The following is a 26743-nucleotide window of genomic DNA, read 5'->3' on the forward strand; positions in this document are numbered from 1 at the left end:
CCACCTTTCCTCCGCACCCGAAGTGGAACCATTCGTGGCCGACCCGCAGTCCCCCGTGATCCGCACCGTCGTCGAGCAGTCCCTCCGTGTCCTGGAGACCTATGCCGTCGACCCGGGCCTGATCCCCGAACACGCCAACGGCGAACGCCGCATCACCCAGGGCGGGTACGGCGACCGGCAGCTCTTCGAACTCGTCCAGAACGCGGCCGACGAGCTGCGCGACGAACCCGGCGGCCGGATCCACGTCGTCCTCACCGGCACCCATCTGTACTGCGCCAACCAGGGCGACCCGGTGACGCCCGACGGCGCGGAGACCATCCTGCGCATGAGCACGTCCCGCAAGCGCGGCGGGCAGATCGGCCGGTTCGGTGTGGGGGTGAAGTCGGTCCTGGTGGTGACCGACGCGCCCGAATTCTTCAGCCGCGAGGGCAGCTTCGGCTTCGACCGGGCCTGGTCGTTCGAGCTGATCCGCAACGTGCCCGGGGTGCGCGAGCGGTTCGGCGCGGAATTCGAGGCACCCGTACTGCGCATGGCCCGCGAGCTGGACATGGCGGCCGAGCGCCTCAAGGACCAGGTGCTGGACGAACTGCTGGCGTGGGCCACCACGGTGGTCCGTCTCCCGCTGCTGCCCGGCGCCGCCGATCGGCTGGGCAAGGACATGCACGGCCACCAGGGCACCGCCGGTCACGACACCCGCGAGGAATTCCCGTCCGGCTTCCACCTGTTCTCCCCGCACGTGGGCCAGGTGGTCCTGGAGGACCGCCGGCCCCGCCCGATCGCGCGCCGGGCCCTCCAGGCCGAGCGGGTCGGCAACCTGCACACGATCCAGGAGGAACGGGTCGGCAAGCCGCCGGCGACCTCGCAGTGGCGGGTCTTCACCCGCACCCACGAACCGACCGAGGTCGCCCGACGCGACGCGGGCGAGCTGCACGACCGGCTGACCGTCGACCTGGCCTGGGCGGTCCCGGCCTACAACACGGACGAGCGGACCGGCCTGCTCGGCTACGCCGACGCCAAGGGGCGGGGCCGGTTCTGGTCGTTCTTCCCGACCAAGTACGAGATGACCCTCAGCGGCATCCTGAACGGGGCGTGGAAGACCAACGAGGACCGGCAGAACCTGCTGGACTCCTCGCCGTTCAACGTCGAGATGATCCGGACCGCCGCCGGCCTGGTGGTCGACTCGCTGCCCGAACTCGCGCCGGCGGAGGACCCCGGCGCGTACCTCCCACTGCTGCCGGGCCGTTCCAAGGGCGTGGAGACGATCAGTTGGGCCGACCGGCTGCTCACCGAGCAGATCTGGGCCACCACCGCGGTGCGGCCGTCGCTGCCCGACCAGGACGGTGTCCTGCGCGTCCCCGGCAGCCTGAACATCCACCCGGACCTGGGGAAGGACGGCACCGCGGTCAACCGCTGGCTTCGGTCCTGGCACGCGTACCCCGGGCGCCCTCGCGACTGGGTGCACCCCTCGGCCGAGGCCACCGACCTGCGCACGGGCAAGGTCCAGCACATCCTGGCCGCCGCCCGCCGGCAGCGGGCCTCGATCGTCGAGTGGCTCGAGGCGCTGGTCTCCGACGGCACGGCCGAGGCTTCGGCGACGGCCGTCCGGATCGTCGCCGACATGATCGCTTCGAACGCCGGCTGCGCCGCGGAGGCCCGCACGGCCAGGATCGTGCTCACCGAGGAGAACGGCCTGGTCGCCCCTCGGGGAAGCGTGGTGTACCGCCGCACCGAGGAGGACGGCCTGCGGGAGTCGCTGGTCTACGTGGACCGCGCCCTGTCCGACGACCCGTCGCTGCACTCCGCCCTCACCGCCCTCGGCATCCAGGAAGCCGACGTCCGGGGGCGCTTCGTGAGCGTCCTCGACCAGGGCTTCGGCTCGTACGGCCCGCAGGAGTGGAACCGGTTCTGGGAGCTCTTCCACCGGGCGGGTGCCTCCGTGGTGGGCCATGAGGTGACCACTCGGGTGGACGCGCCCCTGGAGACGCTGATGGTGCGGACGGCGGACGGCCGCTTCCACACCATGCGCGACTGCATGCTGCCCGGTGTCGTCGTCACCGCGGAGAGCGACCCCGAGATCGCGGTGGACATGCGCTTCCACTCCGACGACGCGGGATTCTTCCGCGAGTTGGGCCTGCGGGACCGCCCGACCGGCAAGCACAGGCCCGAGGAGGAGCCCTGGTTCGAGGAGTACCGGGCCGCCGCACACGCGGCGTACTGCCGCACGCTCGACGACCGGGCGAGTCGGCCGACCCTGGCCAGGATCAGGATCGACGGTTCGCCCGTCGGTGGGCCCCTGCACCTGCTGCCCCGACTCTCGGAGCCGGCCCGCGCGGCCTTCGTCCGGGCGCTGCCGGAGGACGCGCTGGTCGAGCACTGGACCCTGCAGATCGGGGCCCAGGTCGACTCCCGTCGATCGGTGCAGTCCCCCATCCGGTGGATGATCTCCCGGCACGGTCTGATCGAGACGTCCCAGGGCCTCAGGCCCCTCAAGGAAGCCGTGGGACCGCAGCTCGGCGGCTACCGTGATGTGCTCCCGGTGGCGTCGATCAGCGAGGAGAAGTCCCGGAAGCTCGGGCTCGCGGACAGCGTCGAGAAGGTCCGTACGAAGCAGTGGGAGCAGCTCCTGGAGAAGCTCCAGGAGAGCGAGGACGACACCTTCGTCGGTTCCACCTACGCCCTGCTGACCCGGTTGGAGATCCCCTTCCCCGAGGACTCGCTGACCCGCTGCCGGATCGGCGACGCCTGGGACACCCGGGCGGACGGCGAAATCGCCGTCGCCGCGAACCCGGAGGAGTACCGCTCCTTGCAGGCCGAGCGGGTGCCCGCGCTGCTGATGCCGGACCGGGAGTCCGCCGACCTCATGGTCGAGCAGTGGGGCATGCTGCGCCACGACGACGTCGTCAGCCGGGAGACCCGGCACGAGTCGAGCGTGGAGCCGGTTCCGCTGGGCGAGGAGTTCCCGACGCTGCGGCAGAAGATGGGCGGCTCGGTCGGCACCTACTCGCTGCTGCGCTGCTCCACGCTGGAGGAGGTCGTCCGTACCCCGCACGGTGCCCGGGCGAAGTCCCTGGCGAGCGCCCGCCAGGGCAACGTGATCAAGGTCGTGGACTCGCTGGACCGGCTGGGCACGCTCCGGGCCGTGGACCGCGAGTTGGGTCTGCGGATGGGAGAGTCCGGCTGCCGGGCGCTCCTGGAGGCGCAGGTCCGTCAGGAGCAGGACGAGAAGGTGCGTTCCTCGCTCAAGGCGATCCGCGAGGCCGAGGACGTGACGGCCAAGCTGGAACTGCTGATCGGTGCAGAGGCCCTGCGCGACCGGCTCCCCTCAGGACTCATGGACGCCGAGCGCCAGGATCCGGACGGGCCGGAGCCCACCGGTCGCCGGATCGCGCAGATGGCGTTCAACGCGCACGGCGACAGCGTGCTCAAGACCCATGCGCGCGACATCCAGGAACGCTTCCCGAGCGCCCCGTCCTCCTACACCGGGGGCCCGGCGGCGGTCTCCTTCGTCGCCGATCTCGGCCTGCCCGCGCCCTTTGCCGGATACCGGGCCCCGGCCCTCGAACAGAGCCTGACCGTGGACGGCCCCCGGGACTTCCCCCGCCTGCACGAGTACCAGGAACGTCTCGCCCTCAACATCTTCGAGATGCTGGACCGACTCGCCCCGCAGCGCGCCATGCTCTCCCTGCCCACCGGCGCCGGCAAGACGCGGGTCACCGCCGAGGCCGTCATCCGTTGGGTCAAGCAGGCCGGTGAGCTGAACGGTCCGATCCTGTGGATCGCCCAGACCGAGGAACTGTGCGAACAGGCCGTGCAGAGCTGGCAGTTCGTCTGGAGCAAGGCCGGCGCGCAGGAGCGGCTGACGATCAACCGGCTGTGGACCTCGAACGAGGCCGCCCCGGTCACCGACGGGCCGCAGCTCGTGGTGGCCACCGACGCCAAGCTGCGGGTGTGCCTCGACACCGACCGCTACGCCTGGCTGCGGGCCGCCGCCCTGGTGGTGGTGGACGAGGCGCACGTGGCCACCAGCCCGAGCTACACCGAGATCCTGAGCCTGCTCGGCCTGACCCAGCACCGGACGGATCGGCACCTCCTCGGTCTCACCGCCACCCCGTTCCGCGGCCACAACGAGGAGGAGACCCGCCGGCTGGTCAACAGGTTCGGCACCCGTCGGCTGGACGAGGGCGTCTTCCCCTCCGACGACGCCTACGGCCACCTCCAGGAGATCGGTGTACTGGCACACGTCGAGCACAAGGAGCTGACCGGCGGCACCATCGAACTGTCGCGCCAGGAGCGGGAGAGCGCCGAGCAGTTCAGTCTGCTGTCCAAGGCCGCCGAGCAGCGTCTGGCCGACGACCACGACCGCAGCCGCCGCATCGTCGACGAGGTCGCGGACATGGACGCGAACTGGCCGGTGCTGGTCTTCGCCACCTCCGTGGAGCACGCCAAGTACCTGGCGGCCATGCTGATGGACCGCGGGATCTCGGCTTCCTCGGTGGACGCCACCACCTCCGACAGCGACCGTCGTTCCAGGATCCGGGACTTCCGTGACGGCCGAGTACGCGTGCTCACCAACTACGGGGTGCTCACCCAGGGCTTCGACGCCCCCGCCACCCGCGCGGTCGTCGTCGCCCGGCCCGTCTACAGCCCCAACGTGTACCAGCAGATGATCGGCCGCGGTCTGCGCGGCCCCCGCAACGGCGGCAAGGACACCTGCCTCATCCTCAACGTCCGCGACAACATCCGGAACTTCGACACCGCCCTCGCCTTCACGCAGTTCGAGCACCTGTGGAGCAACCGATGACCACCCACCCCGAGGACGGCCCCGTCCTCACAGCCGAACAGCAGGCCGTCGTGGACCGGCCGTGGGACACCCGGCTGCTGGTCACCGCGGGAGCGGGGACGGGCAAGACCCACACCCTGGTGCGCCGCATGGACGCGCTCGTCGGACACACCGACCCGGACGAGGCGCTGGAGGCGTCCGAGCTGCTGGTCCTCAGCTTCTCCCGCGCCGCCGTCCGGGAGCTGCGGGACCGGATCGCCCGACACGGGGAAAACGCGCGACGGGTACGGGTACAGACCTTCGACTCCTGGGCCTACTCCCTGCTGCTCCAGGCGCACCCGGACGGGGAGTGGTCGGCGCTCTCGTTCGACGAGCGGATCCGGGCGGCCACCGACGCGATCGAGAAGGGCGCACTGGAGTCCCTGGAGGCAGGCCCGCCCACGCACGTGATCATCGACGAGGTGCAGGACCTGGTGGGCGCCCGCCGGGAGATGGTGGAGTCGTTGCTCGACCGGCTCCAGGACTCCTGCGGGTTCACCCTGGTCGGCGACTCCGCCCAGGCGATCTACGACTTCCAGATCGAGGACCCGGAGGAGTACGCCGATCGCGCCGACCTCTTCCTCCGCTGGGTGCGGATCTCCTATGCCGACGACCTGGAGGAGCTGCGACTGACCCGCAACTTCCGGGCCGTCACCCCCGAGGCGCGCACCGCGCTCCCGCTCGGCCCCGCCGTCCAGGCCGTCGGCAGCGCCCCCGAAGGCGCGGACGCGGCCGCCGAACGCCTCCACGAGGAGCTGCGCGAGCTGCTGCTCGATCTGCCCGACCTGGGCTCGTTCACCGACTCGTTCACGCTGGACACGCTGCGGTCGTTCCCCGGCACCTGCGCGATCCTGTGCCGCGACAACCGGCAGGCTCTGGTCGTCTCGGAGCTGCTGCACACCCAGGGCGTCCCGCACGCCCTGCGCCGCCCGCTCCGGGACCGGCCGGTGCCGTACTGGGTCGCCGAGGTGCTGCGTCGGACCGCGGCCGCCACCCTGGCCGAGGAGCGACTGCGCGACCTGCTCGCCGCGATCCCCCTGCCCGAGGAGACCGACCTCGACCGGGTGTGGCGCTCCCTGCGCCCGGCGGCACGCGGCGCCGGGCGGGGCACCCTCGACGTGGTGCGGTTGCGCCGTCTGGTGGCGGAGCGCCGGTTCCCGGACGAGTTGGCCGATCCGGAACCGGCCCGGCTCGTGGTGTCCACGGTGCACCGCTCCAAGGGCCTGGAGTTCGACCGGGTGATCGTGCTCAACCCGCCGACCGTCGCCGAACTGCGTCGCCGCACCGAGGCACCGGACGTTCCCGCCGAGGCCCGCGCGCTCTACGTGGCGATGACCCGGGCGCGGGAGGACCTGTACCGGGTCGCCCCGCCTGACACGGTGACGGTGCTCAGACACAAGCCGACCGGCCGGCTGTACCGGGGAGTCCCGAACCAGCGTCTGCAGTGGCGGCGCGACGGCATCGAAGTGCGGGCCGGAGACGTGGACGCCCTGGAACCGGCCGACGCCGTCGGTGACGCCCCCGGCGCCCAGGCTTACCTGCTGGAGCGGGTGCGGCCGGGGGACGCGGTGTCGTTCCGGCTGCGTGACGCCCTCCCCATGGGCGCCGAGCAGAGCCCTCGGTACGCCCTGCTGCACGAAGGGCGGGAGATCGGCGACGCCTCCGAGGTCTTCCGGAGTCAGTTGCACTCCGTCCTCAAGGTCGGCTCCACGTGGGAGATCCGCTGGCCCGAGGAGATCTCCGGTCTGCGCATCGACTGCCTGGAGTCGGTCGCGGGCAGTCCGGCCGCCGGGGCCAACGCGGGCCTCGGCGACCACGGGGTGTGGATCGCCCCTCGCATCAGCGGAATCGGACGGTTCCGGCACACCACCGGAACCCAGGAGGAGCAGGAATGACCATCCACGCAGGGCGGCACGCCGAGCACTACCGGGTCCGTGAGGACCTGGTGTCCCGGCTCCGCCGGGAGCTGCTGGGCCCCGACATCGGGGACTCCGCCGAGGACCGGGCCGAGGTCCTGGACCAGGACGCCCCGATCACCCGCTATCCCATCGGCGTGCTCTACCCGCGCCCGGCGGACGCCGCGGCGAGCCGTCGTCTCGAGGAGGACGACGAGGAACAGAACGGCCTCGACGAGGAGCCCCTGCCCAGGTCGGCCGGCCTCGACGAGTCCGGCCCGTCCGTCGACCACCACGACTCCGGCGGTCGACGGCCGTCCAGTGTCGGTCTGACCTTCGCGGTCGACCCCACCGTGTGCCAGGAGATCGTGGTCTCGGCCCGTGCCGCCGTGTACGAGCCGGAGGACGCCGAAGGGCGCAAGGTCTCGGCGCGTCGCAGCGAGGCCCGCACCACCTCCGACCAGCGGGAGCACTGGCGTCGGGTGGAACTCGACCTGGCGGACGTCACGATCGACCTCGCCCTCCCGGACCGTCGTGGCGACTACTACCCGATCGACCGACCGGTCCGGCTGGACGTGCACGTCCGCCGCCCGTCGAAGGAGACCGGCACGGTCACCGTCACGGTCACCCTGGTGAACGAGCAGAGGGTCGGCGAGCGGGAGCTCCAGGACGCCTTCGCCCTGTTCCAGGCCGGGCTGACGGTCCGTGCCGCCGACGGGTCCAGTGCGTTCGTGGAACGTCCGACCGCGCTGTCCGCCGTGGACCCCGAGCTGGAAAGCAGCAGGCTGCTGCACCGGCACGCCCCCACCTTCGCCACCGGCCACGGCTGCGCGGCGGTATGGGACTGGACCCCGCCCCCGATCGGTCTCACCGACGTGGTGCAGGCGGGAGTGAGCGAGGTGCGCACCGAGTTCGTGCCCACGCACGAGGTGCTGCTCACCGACTCCAACCCGACGATCGACGCGAGTGCCCTCACCATGCTCGGCCTGGCCGAGGCCGGGGACGCCGAGGTGATCGCCGCGCTGGACGGGCTGGCCGACGGCTACGAACGGTGGATCGAGCGGAAGCGGGACGAAGCCGCCGAACTCGCCGGTACCTCGTACGAGACGGCCGCCGCCGAGCAGGTCCGCGCCTGCCGCGAGGCCCTGGAACGGATCCGGGGGGGCATCGCGCTGCTGCGCGACAAACCCGACCTGATGTGGGCGTTCCGCCTGGCCAACCGGGCGATGGCGACCCAGCGGGCCCGGGCCGCCTGGGTCAAGAGCGGCCGGATCGGCGAACCCGACCCGACGACGGCACGCTGGCGTCCGTTCCAGATCGCCTTCGTACTGCTGTGCCTGGCCGGGGTGGACGACCCGGAGCACCCCGACCGGGGCGTGTCCGACCTGCTGTGGTTCCCCACCGGTGGTGGCAAGACCGAGGCGTACCTGGGCCTGATCGCCCTGACCACCTTCCTGCGCCGCAAGCGGCTCGGACCGGCCGGCGGCGGGGTCACCGTCCTGATGCGCTACACGCTGCGCCTGCTGACCCTCCAGCAGTTCGAGCGCGCCGCCATCCTGATCTGCGCCATGGAGCGGATGCGGCTGGAGAACCCCGGGGAACTGGGCCACGAGGAGATCTCCATCGGCATGTGGGTGGGGCGCTCCGCCACGCCGAACACCCTGGAGGTGGCCTCCCGGCAGCTCGCCGCCGCCCGCTCCGGCCGGGTGCTCCAGACGGAGAATCCCGTCCAGTTGCACGCCTGTCCGTGGTGCGGGACCGCCCTGGACGCCCACCGCTACGCAGTGGACGAGGAGGCCAAGCGGATGGACGTGCGCTGCCCCGGCACGGACTGCGCGTTCTCCGACGGGCTGCCCGTGCACCTGATCGACCAGGCGGTGTACGCGGCCCGGCCCACCCTGGTGATCGCCACCGTCGACAAGTTCGCCTCGATGCCCTGGCGGGAACAGACCGCCGCCCTCTTCAACCGGGACCGTCAGGACTCCACCCCTCCGCCGGAGTTGATCGTGCAGGACGAGCTGCACCTGATCTCCGGACCGCTGGGCACCCTGACCGGCCTGTACGAGACCGCCGTCGACGTGCTCGCCGAGCGGCCCAAGGTGATCGCCTCCACCGCGACCATCCGCCGGGCCGCCGACCAGGGCAGGGCCCTGTTCTCCCGCGAGGTACGGCAGTTCCCGCCCGCCGGACTGGACGCCCGCGATTCGTGGTTCGCCGTGGAGACCCCGGCGAACGAGAAGGCGTCGCGCCGCTACGTGGGCCTGCTCACCCCCGGCACGAGCCAGTCCACCCTGCTGATCCGCACCTACGCCACGCTGCTCCACCAGGCACTGCGGACCGACGCGCGCCAGGAGGTGCGCGACGCCTACTGGACCCTGGTCGGCTACTTCAACAGCCTCCGCCTGCTGTCCGCCGCCGAACTCCAGGTCCACGACGACGTCGTGGCCTATCTGGAGCACCTGGCCGAACGCGACGGGAGCGAGCCGCGGTCCGTCGGGAACTACTCCGAGCTGACCAGCCGGGTGGACGCCAGCGAGATCCCGGCCCGGCTGAAGCAGATCGAGCGCAGGCTGACGGACGGTGACACGGCGGACGTGGTGGACGTGCTGCTGGCCACCAACATGATCGCCGTCGGCGTGGACGTGGACCGACTCGGTCTGATGGCCGTCATGGGCCAGCCGCAGACCACCGCCGAGTACATCCAGGCCACCAGCCGGGTCGGCCGCGCCCACCCGGGCCTGGTCGCGGTGATGCTCAACTCGAGCCGTTCCCGGGACCGTTCGCACTACGAGAACTTCCAGCACTTCCACTCCGCGCTCTACCGCGAGGTCGAGTCCACCTCAGTGACGCCGTTCTCGGCCCGGGCCCGTGACCGTGGCCTGCACGCGGTGATCGTCGCACTGGCCCGCATCCTGATCCCGGCGGCCCGCAGGGACGAGGACGCGGGGCGGATCGACCTCTTCCACGAGGAACTGCGGGAGCGGATCCGCCCGCTGATCCTCGACCGGGTCGCGAACGTCTCCCCGGAGGAGGTCGACCACGTCGACGCGGCCTTCGAGGAGTTCGTCGGATGGTGGTACGAGGAGGCCGAAGCGAACGGCAACCTGTGCTACGAACCGAAGCGCGGGCGTTCCAACCCCTCGCTGCTCAAGCCCTACGACGACGCCCTGGAGGACGTCGAGGCGTGGGAGACCCTGTGGTCCCTGCGCGACGTCGACGCCGAGTCCGCCCTGTTCATGGAGGCATCCCGATGACCCCGCCCCCGTCCCGTCGACGGCGCACCGCCGGCTCCACGACTCCGGCCCACAACCTGCCCCGGCGCGGCGCGGTCCGTCGGGCCCAGGCCATCACCACCTACGGCGTGGGTTCGTTGGTCGCCGTGGAACAGGAGTCCTTCATCGTCTCGGGCATCGACGGCGCGGCGGACCAGTGGCCGCGCGACGAGGCCCCGGTGATCCGCGAACCCCGTCTCGCCCGGGTGCTGGGAGTGACGCACTTCCGTCTGCCGCCCGCTTCCGGTGACGGCAGTCGCGACGGCATCCGGGTGCGCCGCTTCCCCCTCTGGCACCACTGCCCCGAGTGCCACGCACTGGACCACGTACGGAAGTTCAACTCTCCGCCCGGACGGAACGAGTGCGGCGAGTGCGGCGAGCCGCTGGTGCCCTCCCGGTTCGTGGTCGCCTGCGAGGACGGGCACATCTCCGACTTCCCGTACTGGCGGTGGCTGCATCGGGGCCGGCGCGCCGAGAGCGGCTTCTGCGGCGGTCGGATGAGCCTGACGTCCTCCGGACGCACCGCCTCGCTCCGTTCCGTCGTGATCTCCTGTTCCTGCGGCGTGCCCGAGGTGTCCATGGAGGGCTCCTTCCGGGCCGGCGCCCTCAAGGAGCTGGGGTTCGACTGTCCGGGCGATCGCCCCTGGCTGAAGGGGGCCGACAGGATCCCCTGCTCCCGGAGGCCCCGGACGCTCCAACGCGGCTCCTCCTCCGTCTGGCAGCCGGTGCTGCGCTCGGCCCTGTCCATCCCCCCGTGGAGCGACACCCGGGTGCACGCCCTGGACGAGCACTGGGACGATCTCCGCGCGTGTTCCGACCTCGCCCAGATCGAGATCCACCTGAAGTACATCTTCAAGGGGTCCACGTCCCCGGTGAGTCCCCAGCAGGTCCTGGACCTGATCTCCGCGATGGAGGCCGAGGACCCCTCCGCCGAGGACACCCCCGATCGGGACCAGGAGCAGCGCTACCGGGCCCTGCGCGACCTGGAGTACCGGCGTCTGTGTGCCGGCAACCCGGAGGAATCCGGGCACCACACCGAGCAGTTCGTCTGCGAGCCGCCGATCGGCGACGAGAAGCCCCTGACCGAGCTGGGCCTGGTCACCCCGATGCTGGTGAAGAAACTGCGCGAGGTCCGCGCCCTGAAGTCCTTCACCCGGGTCATCGATCCCGAGACCTCCGCCGAGGGCCACGAGGCGCAGTTGTCGCTCGCTCCCACCGACTGGTTGCCCGCCATGGAGGTCCACGGCGAGGGGGTGTTCCTCCGGTTCGACGAGGAGCAGGTGGACGCCTGGGCCGAACAGCCCGCCGTCGTCGACCGGGTGGCCCGTATGCGGCACCACCACCAGCGGGTCCTCACCGAACGGGCCTCCGACCCGGCCCGGGTCCCGGTCTCCCCCACCACGCCGCGCATGGCCCTGCTGCACACCTTCGCGCACGTGATGATCAACGAATGGAGTCTGGACTCGGGCTACCCGGCCGCGTCGCTGCGCGAACGGATCTACTCGGGCGACGAAATGGCCGGGGTGCTGATCTACACGGCCACCAGTGACTCGGCCGGCAGCCTCGGCGGCCTGGTCGCCCAAGGCGAGATCGACCGCCTGGCCCAGGCCGTGAGCTCGGCCGTCCACCGTGCCGAGTGGTGCTCCGCCGACCCCCTGTGCATCGAGACCGAGGTCTCCGGCGCGGGTGGCACCAATCTGGCCGCCTGTCACGCCTGCGTGATGCTCCCGGAGACCAGTTGCGAGCACAACAACGGCCTGCTCGACCGGGCCCTGCTCGTCGGCACCCCGGAGGACCCGTCGATCGGGTTCCTCGCGCACCTGCTCACCCGCTGAGCACCGGGCGCCGAGGGCGGGACGGCACGGCCGGTGCCGTCCCGCCCCGGTGTCACGAGCGCCGCACGGCTCCCTTCACCGTCCGTCGCACGGTACCGGCGCCGGGTTGCCCAGCGCGGCCCGGATCGCGAGACCGAAGGCCCGGGCCACCGGGGGCGGTGACGCGTGGCCCACCTGCCGGTAGCGGTCCGTCTTGCCGCCGGCGAAGGTCCAGTCCTCGGGGAAGCCCTGCAGCCGCGCCGCCTGCTCGACCGTCAGCTTCACCATGTCCGTGCCGTCCGGTGACGGGTCCCAGAGGTCCTCGGGCCCGGGGACCTCATTGGCGACGGTGCCGCCGTTGACCCGCATGCGGGCCCAGGACCGCTTCGATCCGGTCGGCCCCAGATCCGGCCCACCGCGATTCCAGGAACCCCCGACCAGGGTCGGGGCGACCTCGTCGGCCTGTGCGGCCCAGGCCGCGGCGTGCGGCCATCCGCGGGCGGCCATCGAGACGCCCAACGCCTCCCCCACCGTCAGCGGTGGCTCGGTGTCCCGCGCCGGGGGCACGAAGTCACGCATGGAGCCCTCCTTCAGCGCCACCAGGATCCCCTGCTTGCGGTCCTGAGGCACGCCGTGCCACTTCGCGTTGACGACGAACCACTCGTACTCGTACCCGAGGTGTCGGAGTTCGGTCTCGACCTCCGAACGGATGGACTCGTACGCGGGCTTGGAGGCCAACTCGGAGAGGTTCTCGATGAGCAGGGCACGGGGCTGCACGCCGTGCAGGAGCATGACGGTCGCATCGAGCAGCCGGAGCTCCTCCGCGCTGTCCTCACGCCTCACCGCGGCGCTCGCCTTCACCCGGGGCAGACCGGCGGCCAGGAGGTCCACGTCGTAGCACTCCTGGTGCTCCTCCGGAACGAAGTCGAGGAGGTCCGTCCGGAGGACGTGCCAGTCCGGGCGGTTCGACCGCAGCGTCTCGCAGGCCACCGGACGGTTGTCGAGCAGCAACACCGGATCGAACCCGGCTTGTTCGAGACCGAGCGCGAGGCCCCCCGCACCGGCACACACGGCGAGGCAGGTCAAACGGTCGGGACGGGACGCTTCCATGATCACCATTCGTACTCGTCGGAGAACTCGGCAGCGGCCGGGGCCCTGGGTACCGACGGCCGCGTCTCTCCCTGGCGGGAGACGACGGTCAGGATACGCACGGCACGTTGTCCGAGCCCACTGCCCTACCGTGCTCACGCGCCGGGCGCGCGGGCCGGTCAGAGTTCGTCGAGGGGTTCGTCCAGGACGCCCTGGCGGGCGATGATGTAGCCGAGGTGGCCGCGGCTGCGGCTGCCGAGGAGTTCGCTGGCCTTCTGGATGTGGCTGGACACGGTGCGGGTGCTCATGCCGAGGCGGGAGGCGATGGCCTCGTCGGTGTAGCCGTTGACCATCAGGCGCAGCACGTTCTGCCGGGTGCGGGCGGTCAGCAGCCGGGGACGGTGGTGGCCCTGCTGGTAGGTGACGGGCTCGGCGCGCTCCCACATCAGCTCGAAGATCTTGAGCAGGTACTCGACCAGCGGCGGGAGTTCGATGAGCATCGCGGCGGCCTGGCGGTCGGCGCCGGCCGGGATGAAGGCGGTGGAACGGTCGCAGATGATCACCCGGTCGAAGACCTCGTTCAGGGTGCGCACCTGGGCGCCCTGGGCGGTGACCTGCTCGATGTAGGCCAGCGTCGGGCCGTGCGAGCGCACGGTGTGCTGGTAGAGGGTGCGTTGGCGCACGCCGCGGCCGGCCAGGGCGAGGTCGCGCGGGAGCGCGTCGCCCAGTTGCTCGGGGCCGCGGCCGCCGCCCGGCTGGGCGGTGAGCAGTTCCTCGGAGCAGGCCGCGACGGCCTTCTCCAGCGCGGGGTTGATCTCCTCGCCCGCCAGCAGCCGGATCGGCAACTTGGCGCGCCGCATGACGTCGCGGTAGGTGTGCTCGGCGGCGTGGAAGGAGGTGTGCAGCGCGGCGAGCCGCTCCTGGTGGGCCAGTACGGCGAGTTCGAGCGGCCGCGCCAGTCCGGTGGCGGCGATGTCGGGCGGGACGGGGACGAGCCGGTCACCGGAGCCGGGCAGCGGGCGCAGCAGACCCATCGCGAGCAGGCATTCGGGGGCTTCGCCGACCGCCTCCCCCTCGGCCAGCGCCGTGCGGTAGAACTCGATGCCCCGGTCGCAGAGCTGGGGTGTTCCCCTTTCCGCGCAGTTGTCCTGACTTGGGCACATCTGGGCATCCTTCCGGCTTCGGCATTGCGGTTTCACGAATGCCCGTACCGGCTACCGCCAGGCATCCGAACCGGCAAGATGGAAGTGACTGCCGTTCGGAAGCCGCCCCCCGGGCTCCGACAGCCGTGAGTGTACGCCCAAAGGGCGCGGAAATCATCGGCTGACGGTAGTCGGGCGTGCACGCAAACGGGGAGCCGGGGTCGCGGTCGTGACCGTACCCGGCAGCGGTGACCGGGGGATTGCCGGCGCATCGCACCTGGCGTTCCGACGGGACGTCCGGAGCGGGCGGTCGGTGCACGGAACGGCCTACAGACGGAAGGCACCCCCAGTTGCGAGCTGATTCCGACCCGGCGGCACCGCCCGCCGCCCTCGCCGGCCTGGTGGACCAGCGCCTGGTGCGGCAGTTGGCGGAGGCCGCCGCCGCGCAGGTCGGCTCCGGCGCGGTCCGGCTGCTGGGCGACGGCGGGATTCTCCAGGCCTTCGCCAAGCAGCTGATCGAGGGCGCCCTGGAGCTCGAACTCCAGGAGCACCTGCGCGGCTCCGGCAGCGGCAACGGCAGCGGCACCGGCAACGGCTCCGGTCCCGGCGGCAACGGCCGCAACGGCGCCCGGGCCAGACGGCTGCTCACCGAGATCGGCCCGGTCGAGGTGCGGGTGCCCCGGGACCGCGAGGGCAGCTTCACCCCCAAGGCCGTCCTCCCCCGCGCCCGGCGGCTGCCCGGGCTCGACCGGCTGGTGATCTCGCTGACCGCGCGCGGCCTCAGTTCGGGCGAGCTGGTGGCGCACCTGGCCGAGGTGTACGGCGTGGAGCTGAGCCGGGAGACCGTCTCGGCCATCACCGACCAGGTGCTGGACGAGCTCGCCGAGCGGCGCGGGCGGCGGCTCGATCCGGTCTACCCGGTGGTCTTCGTCGACTCGGTGCGCAGCGGCCGCTCGGGCGGGCCGCTGGTGCACCTGGCGCTCGGGGTCTCCACCGAGGGCCGGCGCGAGGTGCTGGGCCTGTGGCCGGCCGCGGACGGTGAGCAGTGGCCGCAGGTGCTGGCGGGGCTCGCCGAGCGCGGGGTGCGGGAGGTCTGGGTGCTGGTGGGCGGCACCGGCGCGGTGCTGGCGGAGGCGGCGGCCGAGCAGTGGCCGCGCACGGTGGTGCACGGTTCGGTGGCGCACCTGCTGCACGCGGCGCTGCGGCACGCGCCCGGCGAGGACTGGGCCGCGCTCTCACGGGCGCTGCGCGAGACCTGTACGGCGCCGACCGAGGCGGCGGCGCTGGAGCGGCTGGCCCAGGCCGAGCGGGAGTGGGGGCCGAGCCACCGCGAGGTGTTCCGGGTGTGGCGGTCGGCCTGGCCGCTGCTGGCCCCCGGTTTCCGCTTCGGCCCGGAGGCGCGGCGGCTGCTGACCGGCGGGGGCGCGCTGGAGCGGCTGCACGCCCGGCTGCGCCGGATCGAGCAGTCCGCGGGGCGGGTGCAGGACGAACGGGCGGCGCTCAAGCGCGCCTACCTGGCGACGCTCGCCCTGGAGTCGCCGACCGGGACGGGCCGGCCGTGGGTCGAGGACTGGCCCGCCGTCCGGGAGGAGTTGCGCCGGGGCTCGCTGCGGCGGGCCGGAGTACCCGCTTCCGCCCCGCGATGTCCTCCGCGATGTCCCACGCGCCCACGGAGTTCCCACCACTGATCTGACAGACCCAGGTACGACTTGGATCATGTCTGTCTGTTTTTGGCACGATCTGACCGGGCTTCCGGTTCCCGCATTGCGTGTTCACGATCACAGTGAGAGCTTCCAAGCACGTTTGGGGCTTCGGCAGGATGCATTTCAGAGCGAAGAGGGCAGACCGCCCTCCTCAGGAAGAGGAATTCGCGATGCCAAGCCTTGCCGTCCGCGTCCACAAGATGCTCGGGATGCTCGCCGTCCTGCTGGCCGCCGTGGTCGGCCTCCAGCTCCACGCCCAGCCGCACCTGTCCACGGTCTCCGTCACCGCCCACGACGCCCCCAGCGAGGACTCCGGCTGGGGTCCGTGAGCCGCGGCTCCGTTTGATCACATCCGGTCACGTCCGACCACCCTGCTCCTCCCCTTCTCGCACTGCTCTGCACGGCTACGAACAGAGAGGAACCGACGATGGCGAACCCGTTCGAGGATGCCGAGGCCAGCTACCTCGTCCTGACGAACGACGAGGGCCAGCACTCGCTGTGGCCGGCCTTCAGCCCGGTGCCCGCCGGTTGGCAGCAGGTGTTCGGTGCCGCCGGACGACAGGACTGCCTCGACTACGTCGAGCAGAACTGGCAGGACCTGCGGCCGAAGAGCCTCATCGCGCACCTGTCCGAGCACTGACCCCGGCCACCGCCCACCGACCGTCGGACCGCTGAGCACCGCGCGGCCGCCGGACGGGGATCCGCGCCGAACGGCCGCTCACCCGGTCGCACCACCTCGGCGGCGCAGCACCCGGCACATCAGCACCCGGCAGGGCACCACCTGACAGCGCACCACCTCGGCAACGCACCCGGGGCAGACCGCCGCTCACCCGGCACCGCCCCGCACCCGAGCCGCCCCTCACCAGGCCGCTCGCCCGGTCGTCGGCGCACCGCACCGCCGGAACCCGCCGACACCGCCTCACCACACCACCGCAGCACCCCGTCACCGCCGCGCGGCCGCACCGTCACGCCGCCGGCGCGGTCCCGTGTCCGACGTCTACGCGCGTGCATCGAACAGCACCGGCGCGCCACCACCCTCCGCACCGCCGCACCGCACCCGTGTGCCGCACGGACGTCACACGAAGCACACCGCAGCACCGCAAGACGACCGCAACATCGCTCCGCCGACCCCCGGGCCGACCGCCCCGGGGTCAACCCAGCTCGCCGCTCCCGCCACCGCGGGAGCCAGCCGCACGAGGGAGAGAGTCACATGTCCGGGGTCCAGCAGACGCACAGATCCGAGCAGCGGCCGGAAGCGGCCGAGGTCCTGTGCCGACTGTTCGCGGAGGTGCTCGGCCGGGAGTCGGTCGACCCCGCGGCGGGCTTCTACGACCTGGGCGGCGACCGGCCCGCCGCCGAGCGGCTGCTGGCCCGCGTCCACGAGGAGTTCGGCGTCCGCCTGGAACCGTCCGTCCTGGCGGACGCCCCCACCCCCGCCGCGCTGGCCGCCCGGCTGGCCCGCCCCGACACCCGCCCGACCCTCACCGAGCTGGTCGACGCCCAGGTCGCCCGCACCCCGGACGCCCCCGCCCTGTACGCCGAGGGCACCACCCTCACGTATGCCGAGCTGGACGCCCGCGCCAACCGGCTGGCCCGGGTGCTGGCCGCCCGCGGCCTGGGCACCGAGGACGTCGTCGCGCTGGCCCTGCCGAAGTCCCCCGAGGCGATCGCCGCGATCCTCGCCGTCGCCAAGACCGGCGCCGCCTGGCTGCCCGCCGACCCGGCCTACCCGGCCGAGCGGCTGCGCCACATGCTGAGCGACTCCCGCGCCGCCCTGGTGCTCACCACCGCCGGGGCCGCCGGCCAGCTGCCGGAGACCGGCGCCCCCCGGCTGCTGATCGACTCCGCCGAGCACCTCGCCGACCTGGCCGCGCGCTCCGGGGACCGGTTCACCGCCGCCGAGCGGGTGCGGCCGGTGAGCGCGCCGAACACCGCGTACGTCATCTACACCTCCGGCTCCACCGGCGTGCCCAAGGGCGTGGCCGTCACCCACACCGGGCTGCCCAGCATGGTCGGCACCCAGGTCGCCGCCACCGGGGTCGGCCCCGGCAGCCGGGTGCTCCAGGCCTCCTCGCTCAGCTTCGACGTCTCGGTCTCCGACCTGTCCGTGGCGCTCACCACCGGCGCCGCCCTGGTGCTGCCGCGCGAGCAGAGCCAGCTGGTCGGCGAGCCGCTGGCCGCCCTGATCGACCGGTTCGGCGTCACCCACGCCGACGTCGCCACCGCGATGATCTCCACCCTGCCCGACCTGCCGATGCCCTCGCTGCGCACCCTGATCGGCGGCGGCGAGGCGGTCTCCCGCGAGCTGGCCGCCCGCTGCGGCCGCGGCCGGCTGATGCTCAACAGCTACGGGCCGACCGAGGCCACCGTCATCGTCAGCATGAGCGAGCCGCTCACCGGCGAGGAGCTGCCCCCGATCGGCCGGCCCTGCCAGGACGTGCGCATCCACGTGCTGGACGAGCAGCTGCGCCAGGTCGAGCCGGGCACCGTCGGCGAGCTGTACCTGGCCGGCCCGCACCTGGCCCGCGGCTACCTGAACCGCCCGGGCCTGACCGCCGAGCGCTTCGTGGCCGACCCGTACGGCGAGCCCGGCGACCGGATGTACCGCACCGGGGACCTCGGCAGCTACCGCCCGGACGGCCAGCTGGACTTCCTCGGCCGGGCCGACGACCAGGTGAAGATCCGCGGCTTCCGGGTGGAGCTCGGCGAGATCGAGCAGACCCTCTCCGCCCACCCCGAGGTGCGCCAGGCCGTGGTGCTGGTCCGCGAGGACCGCCCGGGCGAGCGCCGCCTGGTCGGCTACACCGTCGGCGCCGCCGACCCGGCCGAGCTGCGGGCGTACTGCGCCGAGCGGCTGCCCGACCACATGGTGCCCGTCGTCGTGGTGCTCGACCGGCTGCCGCTCACGCCCAACGGCAAGGTGGACAAGCGCGCCCTGCCCGCGCCGGTGTTCGGCGCCGGCGAGGAGGACGGCCGCGCCCCCGCCGGCGAGCTGGAGCACACCCTGGTCCGGCTGTTCGGCGAGGTGCTGGGCCTGCCCCGGGTGGGCGTCACGGACTCCTTCTTCGAGCTCGGCGGCGACTCCATCGTGGCCATCCAGCTGGTCTCCCGGGCCCGGCACGCGGGCCTCCAGCTCACCCCGCGCGAGGTGTTCCTCGCCCCGACCGTCGAGAAGCTGGCGCTGATCGCCCGTCCGTTGGAGGGGCCGGTCGTCGTCGAGCCCGCCGGGTCCGGCCTCGGCGAGGTGCCGCCGACGCCCATCGTGCACTGGCTGGCCGCCCAGCACGGCGCGGTGGAGAGCTTCTACCAGTCCACCCTGCTCACCCTGCCCGCCGGCACCACGCGGGAGCACCTGACCACCGCCGTCCAGGCCCTGCTCGACCACCACGACCTGTTCCGCGCCCGCACCTCCCCGCTCGCCGAGCGCCCCTGGACGCTGCACGTGCCCGAGCCCGGCGCCGTCCCCGCCGACGCCGTGCTGCGCCGGGTCGAGGGCCGGGCCGACGCGGACGCGCTGCGCGCCGAGACCGAGGCCGCCCGCGGGCGCCTGTCGCCCGAGGACGGCCGGATGGTCCAGGCCGTGCGCTTCGACGCCGGCCCGGAGCAGCCCTCGCAGCTGCTGCTGGTGATCCACCACCTGGTGGTGGACGGCGTCACCTGGCGCATCGTCGAGGAGGACCTGCTCGGCGCGCTCGCCGCGCTCCGCGAGGACCGCGCCGTCGAGCTCGCCCCGGTGCCCACCTCCTTCCGCCGCTGGGCCCAGCGCCTCACCACCGAGGCCAACACCGACCGCCGGGCCGCCGAACTCCCGCTCTGGCAGGCCGCGTTGGCCACCCCGGACCCGCTGCTCGGCGACCGCCCGCTGGACCCGGCCCAGGACACCTACGCCACCGAGGGCCTGCTGCGGCTCGTGCTGCCCGCCGCGACCACCCGGGCGCTGCTCACCAAGGTCACCGCCGCCTACCACGCCCAGGTCAACGACGTGCTGCTGACCGGGCTGGCCCTGGCCCTCGGCCACTGGCGCGGCCAGGAGACCACCGGGCCCGACGGCGCCGTGCTCGTCACCGTGGAGGGCCACGGCCGCGAGGAGGTCGTCGACGGCGTCGACCTGCACCGCACCGCCGGCTGGTTCACCTCCGTCTACCCCGTCCGGCTCGCCCCCGGGGCGCTGCCCTGGTCCGAGGTCACCGCGGCCGGCCCCGCACTCGGCCGGGCCCTCGGCCGGGTGAAGGAGCAGCTGCGCGCCGTCCCCGACAACGGCATCGGCTTCGGCCTGCTGCGCCACCTCAACCCGGACACCGCCGCCGCGCTGGCCGGGCACGCCGACCCGCAGATCGAGTTCAACTACCTGGGCCGCTTCGCACCCGAGGGCGTCACCGCCGAGGACGTGCTCGCCGGCACCGAGGCGATGTCCGAGGGCGCCGCGACCGGCCTCGCCCTCGGCCGGGTGCTCGGCCTGGACGCCACCACCGTGGACACCCCGCAGGGCCCGCTGCTGGTCGCCCAGTGGTCCTACGCCACCGGGCTGCTCTCCGAGGAGCGGGTGCAGGCCTTCGCCGAGGCCTGGTTCGCCGCGCTGGGCGCGCTCGCCGAGCACGCCGAGCGGCCGGACGCCGGCGGGCACACCCCCTCCGACTTCCCGCTGGTCGCCGTCACCCAGGACGAGCTGGACGGGCTCGCCGCCCACCACGCCCCCGCCCGCCTGGTCGACGTCTGGCCGACCTCGCCGCTCCAGCAGGGCATGGCCTTCCACTCGGCGTACGACGCCGACGGCGCGGACGTCTACACCTCGGTCGTCACCTTCGACCTCGACGGCCCGGTGGACGCCGACCGGCTGCGCGCCGCCGCCGAGGCGCTGCTGGTGCGCCAGCCCAACCTCCGGGCCGCCTTCCACCAGCGGCACGACGGCCCGCCGGTGCAGGTCGTCCCGGACGGCGTCGAACTGCCCTTCACCGTCGTGGACCTGAGCGGCCACGCCGACCCGGAGGCGGAGGCCGGGCGGATCGCCGCCGCCGAGTACGGCCGCCGCTTCGACCTCGACCGCCCGCCGCTGCTGCGCTACACCCTGCTCCGGCTCGCCCCCGGGCGCCACCAGCTGATCGCCTCCGCGCACCACATCCTGCTGGACGGCTGGTCGACCCCGCTGTTCGCCGAGGAGCTGTGGGCGCTGTACTTCGAGCAGCCGATGGCCCCGGCCGCCCCGTACCGCGAGTACCTGCGCTGGATCACCCGGCGCGACGGCGACACCGCCCGCGCCGCCTGGGCCCACGCCCTGGCCGGCGCCGACGAGCCCACCCTGCTCGCCCCCGGCCGCTCGGCGGCCGTCCCGCAGCTGCCGCTGCGCCTGCACACCGGGCTCTCCCCGGAGGCCACCGAGGCCCTCGCCCGCACCGCCCGCCGCTACGGCGTCACCCTCAACACCCTGGTCCAGGCGGCCTGGGGCGTGCTGCTGGCCCGGCTCACCGGGCGCGAGGACGTGCTGTTCGGCACCACCGTCTCCGGCCGTCCGCACGACCTGCCGGGCGTGGAGCGGATGATGGGCCTGCTCATCAACACCGTGCCGGTGCGGGTGCGCCTGGACCAGGCGGAGAGCTGGGGCCAGCTGCTGCTGCGCCTCCAGCACGAGCAGTCCGCGCTGCTGGACCACCAGCACCTCAGCCTCACCGAGATCCAGCAACTCGCCGGCATGGGAAGCCTGTTCGACACCGTCACGGTGTACGGCAACTACCCGGACCCGTCCGCGCTGGACGACGCCGACCCGAGCGGCGCCACCCGCGTCACCCTGGTCGAGGACGTCGACAGCGCCCACTACCCGCTGGTGCTGGCCCTCACCCCCGGCGACGGCCTCCAGCTGCGGCTGGACCACCAGCCGGACGCCTTCACCGCCGGGGAGGCCCGCGCGCTGCTGGACCGCTTCCTCGCCCTGCTCGACCGGATCGTCGCCGACCCGGCCGAACTCGTGGGCACCGTCGAGGTGTTGACCGCGGCCGAGCGCGCCGAGCTGGTCACCGAGTGGAGCGGCACCAGCACCCCGCTGCCGGAGGGCTCGCTGCCCGAGCTGTTCGAGGCACGGGCCGCCGCGACCCCGGACGCGCTCGCGCTCACCGCGGACGACGCCGAGCTGACCTACGCCCAGCTCAACGCCCGGGCCAACGGCCTGGCGCTGCGGCTGGTCGAGGCCGGGGTGGTCCGGGAGACGCCGGTCGCGCTGATGATCGACCGCTCGGCCGCCCAGGTGGTGGCGATCCTGGCCGTGCTCAAGGCCGGCGGCCTGTACGTCCCGCTGGACGACGCCCAGCCCGCCGACCGGCTGCGGACCGTCCTCGACGACGCCGGGGCCGCCCTGGTGCTGGCCGACGCCGCCCACCGCGAGCACCCCGCGCTGGCCGGACTGACGGTGCTCGACCCGCACGCCGAGGAGCACCCCGAGAACCTCGGACTGCCGCAGCGCGCCGACCAGTTGGTGTACGTGATGCACACCTCCGGCTCGACCGGCGTGCCCAAGGGCATCGCCATCACCCACCGCGGTGTGGTGGACCTCGCGCTCGGCGGCCAGTTCACCGGCGGCGGCCACGAGCGGCTGCCGGTGCACGCGCCCTCCGCCTTCGACGCCTCCACCTACGAGATCTGGACCCCGCTGCTCTCCGGCGGCCAGCTGGTGATCGCCCCGGCCGGCCGGCTCGGCATCGCCGAGCTGGCGGCGGTGATCGGCCACGAGCGGACCACCTCCGCCTGGATCAGCGTCGGCCTCTTCAACGTGCTGGCCGCCGAGGCCCCGGAGACCTTCACCGGGCTGCACGAGGTGTGGACGGGCGGCGACATCGCCTCGCCGGTCGCCATGCGGCGGGTGCTGGACAGCTGCCCCGGGCTGCGGCTGATCAACGTCTACGGGCCGACCGAGACGACCACCTTCGCCACGCACTTCCCGATGACCTCGGCCGCCGAGGTGCCGGCCGTCGTGCCGATCGGCCGACCGCTGCCCAACAACCGGCTGTACGTGCTGGACGCCGGGCTGCGCCCGGTGCCGGTCGGCGTGCCCGGCGAGCTGTACATCGGCGGCTCCGGCCTGGCCCGCGGCTACGTCCGCCGCCCCGGCCTGACCTCCGAGCGCTTCGTGGCCTGCCCGTTCGGCGAGCCCGGCGGCCGGATGTACCGCACCGGCGACGTGGTGCGCTGGACGCCCACGGGCGAACTGGAGTTCGTCGGTCGAGCGGACGACCAGGTCAAGCTGCGCGGCTTCCGGATCGAACTCGGCGAGGTGGAGGCGGCGTTCACCGCCCACCCGGCGGTCGGCCAGGTCTGCGTGGCGGTCCGCCAGGACCAGCCGGGCGACAAGCGCCTGGTCGCGTACGTCACCGGCGAGGTGCGGGCCGACGCGCTGCGCGACTTCGTCACCGAGCGGCTGCCCGGCTACATGCTGCCCGCCGCGATCGTCGTCCTCGACGAACTGCCGGTGAACCCCAACGGCAAGGTGGACCGCAAGGCCCTGCCCGCGCCCGACTACAACGGCGCCGACGGCGGGCGCGAGCCGCGCAACGCCACCGAGCAGGCCCTGTGCGCGCTGTTCGCCGAGGTCCTCGGGCTGGCCCGGATCAGCATCGACGACAACTTCTTCGACCGCGGCGGCCACTCGCTGCTCGCCACCAAGCTGGTCAGCCGCATCCGCGCCGGCCTCGGCGCCGAGCTGCCGATCCGCACGCTCTTCGACAACCCGACGGTGGCCCTGCTGGCCGCCGCCCTGCCCGACTCCGCGGCGGCCCGCCCGGCCCTGCGGCCGGCCGAGCGTCCGGAGCGCGTGCCGCTCTCCTCCGCCCAGCAACGCCTGTGGTTCATCGAGCAGTTCGAGGGCCCCAGCGCGCTCTACAACACCCCCGTCGCGGTCCGACTCACCGGCGCCGTCGACCTGCCCGCCCTGGAGCAGGCCGTCCGGGACGTGGTGGAGCGGCACGAGGTGCTGCGCACCGTCTTCCCGACCGTCGACGGCCAGCCGCACCAACAGGTCGTCGAGGCGGCCGAGTTGTCGCTGCGCCAGGTGCCGGTGGCCGACGAGAAGCAGCTGCGGGCGGCCCTGGTCGCGGCCGGCGAGGAGGTCTTCGACCTCGCCCACGACCTGCCGGTGCGCGCCACCCTGCTGTCGCTGCCGAACGACGAGCACGTCCTGCTGGTGCTGATGCACCACATCGCCAGCGACGGCTGGTCGGTCGGGCCGCTCTTCCGCGACCTCGCCGAGGCCTACCAGGCCCGGACCGCCGGCGCCGCGCCCACCCGCGCGCCGCTGCCGGTGCAGTACGCCGACTACACCCTCTGGCAGCGCGAGCTGCTCGGCACCGACGAGCGGCCCAGCGCCCTGCTGACCGACCAACTCGCCTACTGGCAGCAGGCCCTGGCCGACGCCCCGGAGGAGCTGGCGCTCCCCTACGACCGTCCGCGCCCGGCCGTGCCGGGGCACCGGGGCGGCCTGGTGGAGGTCACCGTCGACGCCGAACTGAACGGCGCTCTCGGCGAGTTGGCGGCGGCGCAGAACGCCAGCCTGTTCATGGCGCTGCAGGCCGCGGTCGCCACCCTCTACACCCGCCTCGGCGCCGGCACCGACCTGCCACTCGGCACCCCCGTGGCCGGCCGCACCGACGAGGCCCTGGACGACCTGGTCGGCTTCTTCGTCAACACCCTGCTGCTGCGCACCGACACCAGCGGCGACCCGACCTTCCGCGAGCTGCTCGACCGGGTCCGGCGCGCCGACCTGGACGCCTACGACCACCAGGACATCCCCTTCGAGCGCCTGGTCGAGCACCTCAACCCCACCCGCACCCCCGCCCGCCACCCGCTCTTCCAGACCCTGGTGGCGCTGGAGAGCCGGGTCACGGTGCCGGCCGAGTTCGGCGGCCTGGGCTGCGCGGAGCACCCCTTCGAGCTGGACGTCGCCAAGTTCGACCTGTCCTTCCGCTTCACCGAGCAAGGCCCGCAGGCGGGCCTGACGGTGGCGGTCGAGTACGCGGTCGACCTCTTCGACCACGCCACCGCCACCGCCCTCGGCGAGCGGCTGCTGCGCGTCCTGCGCGCCGCCGCGGCCGCCCCGGACGCGCCGATCGGCGGCATCGGGATCCTCGCCCCGGCCGAGCGCGAGCAGCTGCTCACCGGCTGGAACGACACCGCCGCTCCCGTCCCGGACGCGACCCTGCCGGAGCTGTTCGAGGCGCGGGCCGCCGCCACTCCCGACGCGCCGGCCGTGGTCTTCGGCACCGAGCGGCTGAGCTACGCCGAACTGGACTCCCGGGCCGAGCACCTGGCGGCCCACCTGGCCCGCGCCGGGGTCGGCGCCGAGACGCCGGTGGTCCTGCTGATGGACCGCTCCGCCGACCTGCTGACCGCGATCCTCGCGGTGGCCAAGGCGGGCGGCACCTACGTCCCGCTGGACGACCGGCACCCGGCCGAGCGGCTGCGGCGGATCACCGCCGAGACGGCCGCCGCGCTCGTCCTGGTCGACCCGGCGCACCGCGACCACCCGCTGGCCGCCGACGCCCCCTGCCCCGTCCTGCCGCTCACCGAGGGCTGGTTCGACGGTCCGCGCGAGCGGCGCGCCCACCGGGCCGCGCCCCACCCGGAGCAGCTCGCGTACGTGATGTTCACCTCCGGCTCCACCGGGGAGCCCAAGGGCATCGCGATCAGCCACCGGGACGTGGTGCAGCTCGCCACCGACCCGTGCTGGCGGCACGACGAGGGCCTGCGGGTGCTGTTCCACGCGCCGCACGCCTTCGACGCCTCGACCTACGAGATCTGGGTGCCGCTGCTCTCCGGCGGCCAGGTGGTCGTCGCGCCGCGGGGCGACCTGGACGCGGCCGCCATCCGCGGGCTGGTCCGCGAGCACGCGCTCACCCACGTCCACGTCACCGCCGGTCTGTTCCGGGTCATCGCGGAGGAGGACCCGGGCATCTTCGCCGGTGTGCGCGAGGTGCTGACCGGCGGCGACGTGGTCTCCGCCCCGGCCGTGCGCCGGGTGCTGGAGGCCGTCCCCGGCATCGCGGTGCGGGCCCTGTACGGGCCGACCGAGACCACCCTGTGCGCCACCCAGTACCCGATGCCGGACGCCGCGGCGGTGCCGAACGTGGTGCCGATCGGGCGCCCGCTGGCCAACACCCGGCTGTACGTGCTGGACGCCGCGCTCCAGCCCGTCCCGGCCGGAGTGGCGGGCGAGCTGTACATCGCCGGGGCCGGCCTGGCCCGCGGCTACGTCGGCCGCCCGGCGCTCAGTGCCGAGCGCTTCGTCGCCTGTCCCTTCGACGGGGACGGCGGCCGGATGTACCGCACCGGGGACCTCGCCCGCTGGACGGCGGACGGCGTCCTGGAGTTCCTCGGCCGGGCCGACGACCAGGTCAAGATCCGCGGCTTCCGGATCGAACTCGGCGAGGTGGAGGCGGCGTTCACCGCCCACGAGGGCGTCGGCCAGGCGCTCGCGGTGGTCCGCGAGGACCAGCCGGGCGACAAGCGCCTGGTGGTGTACGCCACCGGCAAGGCCACCGACGGCGAGCTGCGCGCCTTCGTCGCGGACCGCCTCGCCGCCTACATGCTCCCGGCCGCCGTGGTCGTCCTGGACAGCCTGCCGGTCACGGCCAACGGCAAGGTCGACCGCAGGGCCCTGCCCGCGCCCGAGTACGCCGGGGCGGCCGAGGGCCGCGCCCCGCGCACCGAGCGCGAGCGGGAGCTGTGCGCCCTGTTCGCCGAGGTGCTGGGCGTGGAGACGGTCAGCATCGACGACCGGTTCTTCGACCTCGGCGGCCACTCCCTGCTCGCCACCCGGCTGGTCAGCCGGATCCGCGCCACCCTCGGCGCGGAACTGCCGATCCGCACGCTGTTCGACGCGCCAACGGTCGCCGCCCTCGCCGCCGTCCTGCCCGGGGGCGAGGCGGCGCCCGCGCCGAAGAAGGCCCGCCCGGCCCTGCGGCCGATGCGCCGCCCGAGCGGCCAGGCCTGACCCGCGGCAGGACGCGGGCCGCGCCACCGGCGCGGCCCGC

The 26743-nt window shown here is 73.4% G+C and carries 9 protein-coding genes and 1 pseudogene; 8 read left to right on the forward strand and 2 right to left on the reverse strand.

Features of this window, described 5'->3' with window-relative positions; translation table 11 throughout:
- The first annotated feature begins 34 nt into the window (after positions 1-34).
- The 4 genes from ACWDCZ_RS01740 to drmB are packed head-to-tail and all read left to right on the forward strand — an operon-like array spanning position 35 to position 11821.
- A complete protein-coding gene (locus ACWDCZ_RS01740) occupies positions 35-4801 on the forward strand; it encodes a DEAD/DEAH box helicase (RefSeq protein WP_449814956.1) in 4767 nt (1588 codons plus the stop codon).
- The gene (locus ACWDCZ_RS01745) at positions 4798-6714 is read left to right on the forward strand and encodes a UvrD-helicase domain-containing protein (protein ID WP_449814957.1); all 1917 of its coding nucleotides are present in this window, start codon (positions 4798-4800) and stop codon (positions 6712-6714) included. Before ACWDCZ_RS01740 ends, ACWDCZ_RS01745 begins: the two co-directional genes overlap by 4 nt.
- Entirely contained in the window at positions 6711-9968 is a 3258-nt protein-coding gene (locus tag ACWDCZ_RS01750) for a helicase-related protein (protein WP_449814958.1), read from the forward strand. The genes ACWDCZ_RS01745 and ACWDCZ_RS01750 overlap by 4 nt, the downstream gene beginning before the upstream one ends.
- Positions 9965-11821, forward strand: a complete 1857-nt coding sequence (gene drmB / locus ACWDCZ_RS01755) for a DUF1998 domain-containing protein (protein WP_049649230.1) — start codon at positions 9965-9967, stop codon at positions 11819-11821. Before ACWDCZ_RS01750 ends, drmB begins: the two co-directional genes overlap by 4 nt.
- Positions 11822-11896: 75 nt before the next feature.
- Here the strand turns inward: drmB and ACWDCZ_RS01760 are convergent, their stop codons facing one another.
- Positions 11897-12919 carry a DNA cytosine methyltransferase gene (locus ACWDCZ_RS01760; protein ID WP_199823021.1) on the reverse strand — a complete coding sequence of 341 codons (1023 nt, stop codon included), beginning with the start codon at positions 12917-12919 and terminating at the stop codon, positions 11897-11899.
- Between the two features lie 149 nt (positions 12920-13068).
- On the reverse strand, positions 13069-14052 hold the full coding sequence (locus tag ACWDCZ_RS01765; RefSeq protein WP_049649231.1) for a helix-turn-helix transcriptional regulator: 984 nt from the start codon (positions 14050-14052) through the stop codon (positions 13069-13071).
- A gap of 329 nt (positions 14053-14381) precedes the next feature.
- Here ACWDCZ_RS01765 and ACWDCZ_RS01770 point away from each other — a divergent pair.
- The 4 genes and pseudogenes from ACWDCZ_RS01770 to ACWDCZ_RS01785 all read left to right on the forward strand — a co-directional run.
- Positions 14382-15638, forward strand: a pseudogene (locus ACWDCZ_RS01770) (IS256 family transposase); the annotation flags it as partial.
- A 266-nt stretch (positions 15639-15904) separates the two neighbouring features.
- Positions 15905-16063, forward strand: a complete 159-nt coding sequence (locus tag ACWDCZ_RS01775; protein ID WP_158077742.1) for a hypothetical protein — start codon at positions 15905-15907, stop codon at positions 16061-16063.
- A gap of 98 nt (positions 16064-16161) precedes the next feature.
- Positions 16162-16374, forward strand: coding sequence for an MbtH family protein (locus ACWDCZ_RS01780; RefSeq protein ID WP_049649760.1), 213 nt, complete (start codon positions 16162-16164; stop codon positions 16372-16374).
- A gap of 570 nt (positions 16375-16944) precedes the next feature.
- Positions 16945-26703 carry an amino acid adenylation domain-containing protein gene (locus ACWDCZ_RS01785; protein ID WP_449814959.1) on the forward strand — a complete coding sequence of 3253 codons (9759 nt, stop codon included), beginning with the start codon at positions 16945-16947 and terminating at the stop codon, positions 26701-26703.
- The last annotated feature ends 40 nt before the right edge of the window (positions 26704-26743 follow it).

The sequence above is a fragment of the Kitasatospora sp. NPDC001225 genome, assembly GCF_053597855.1.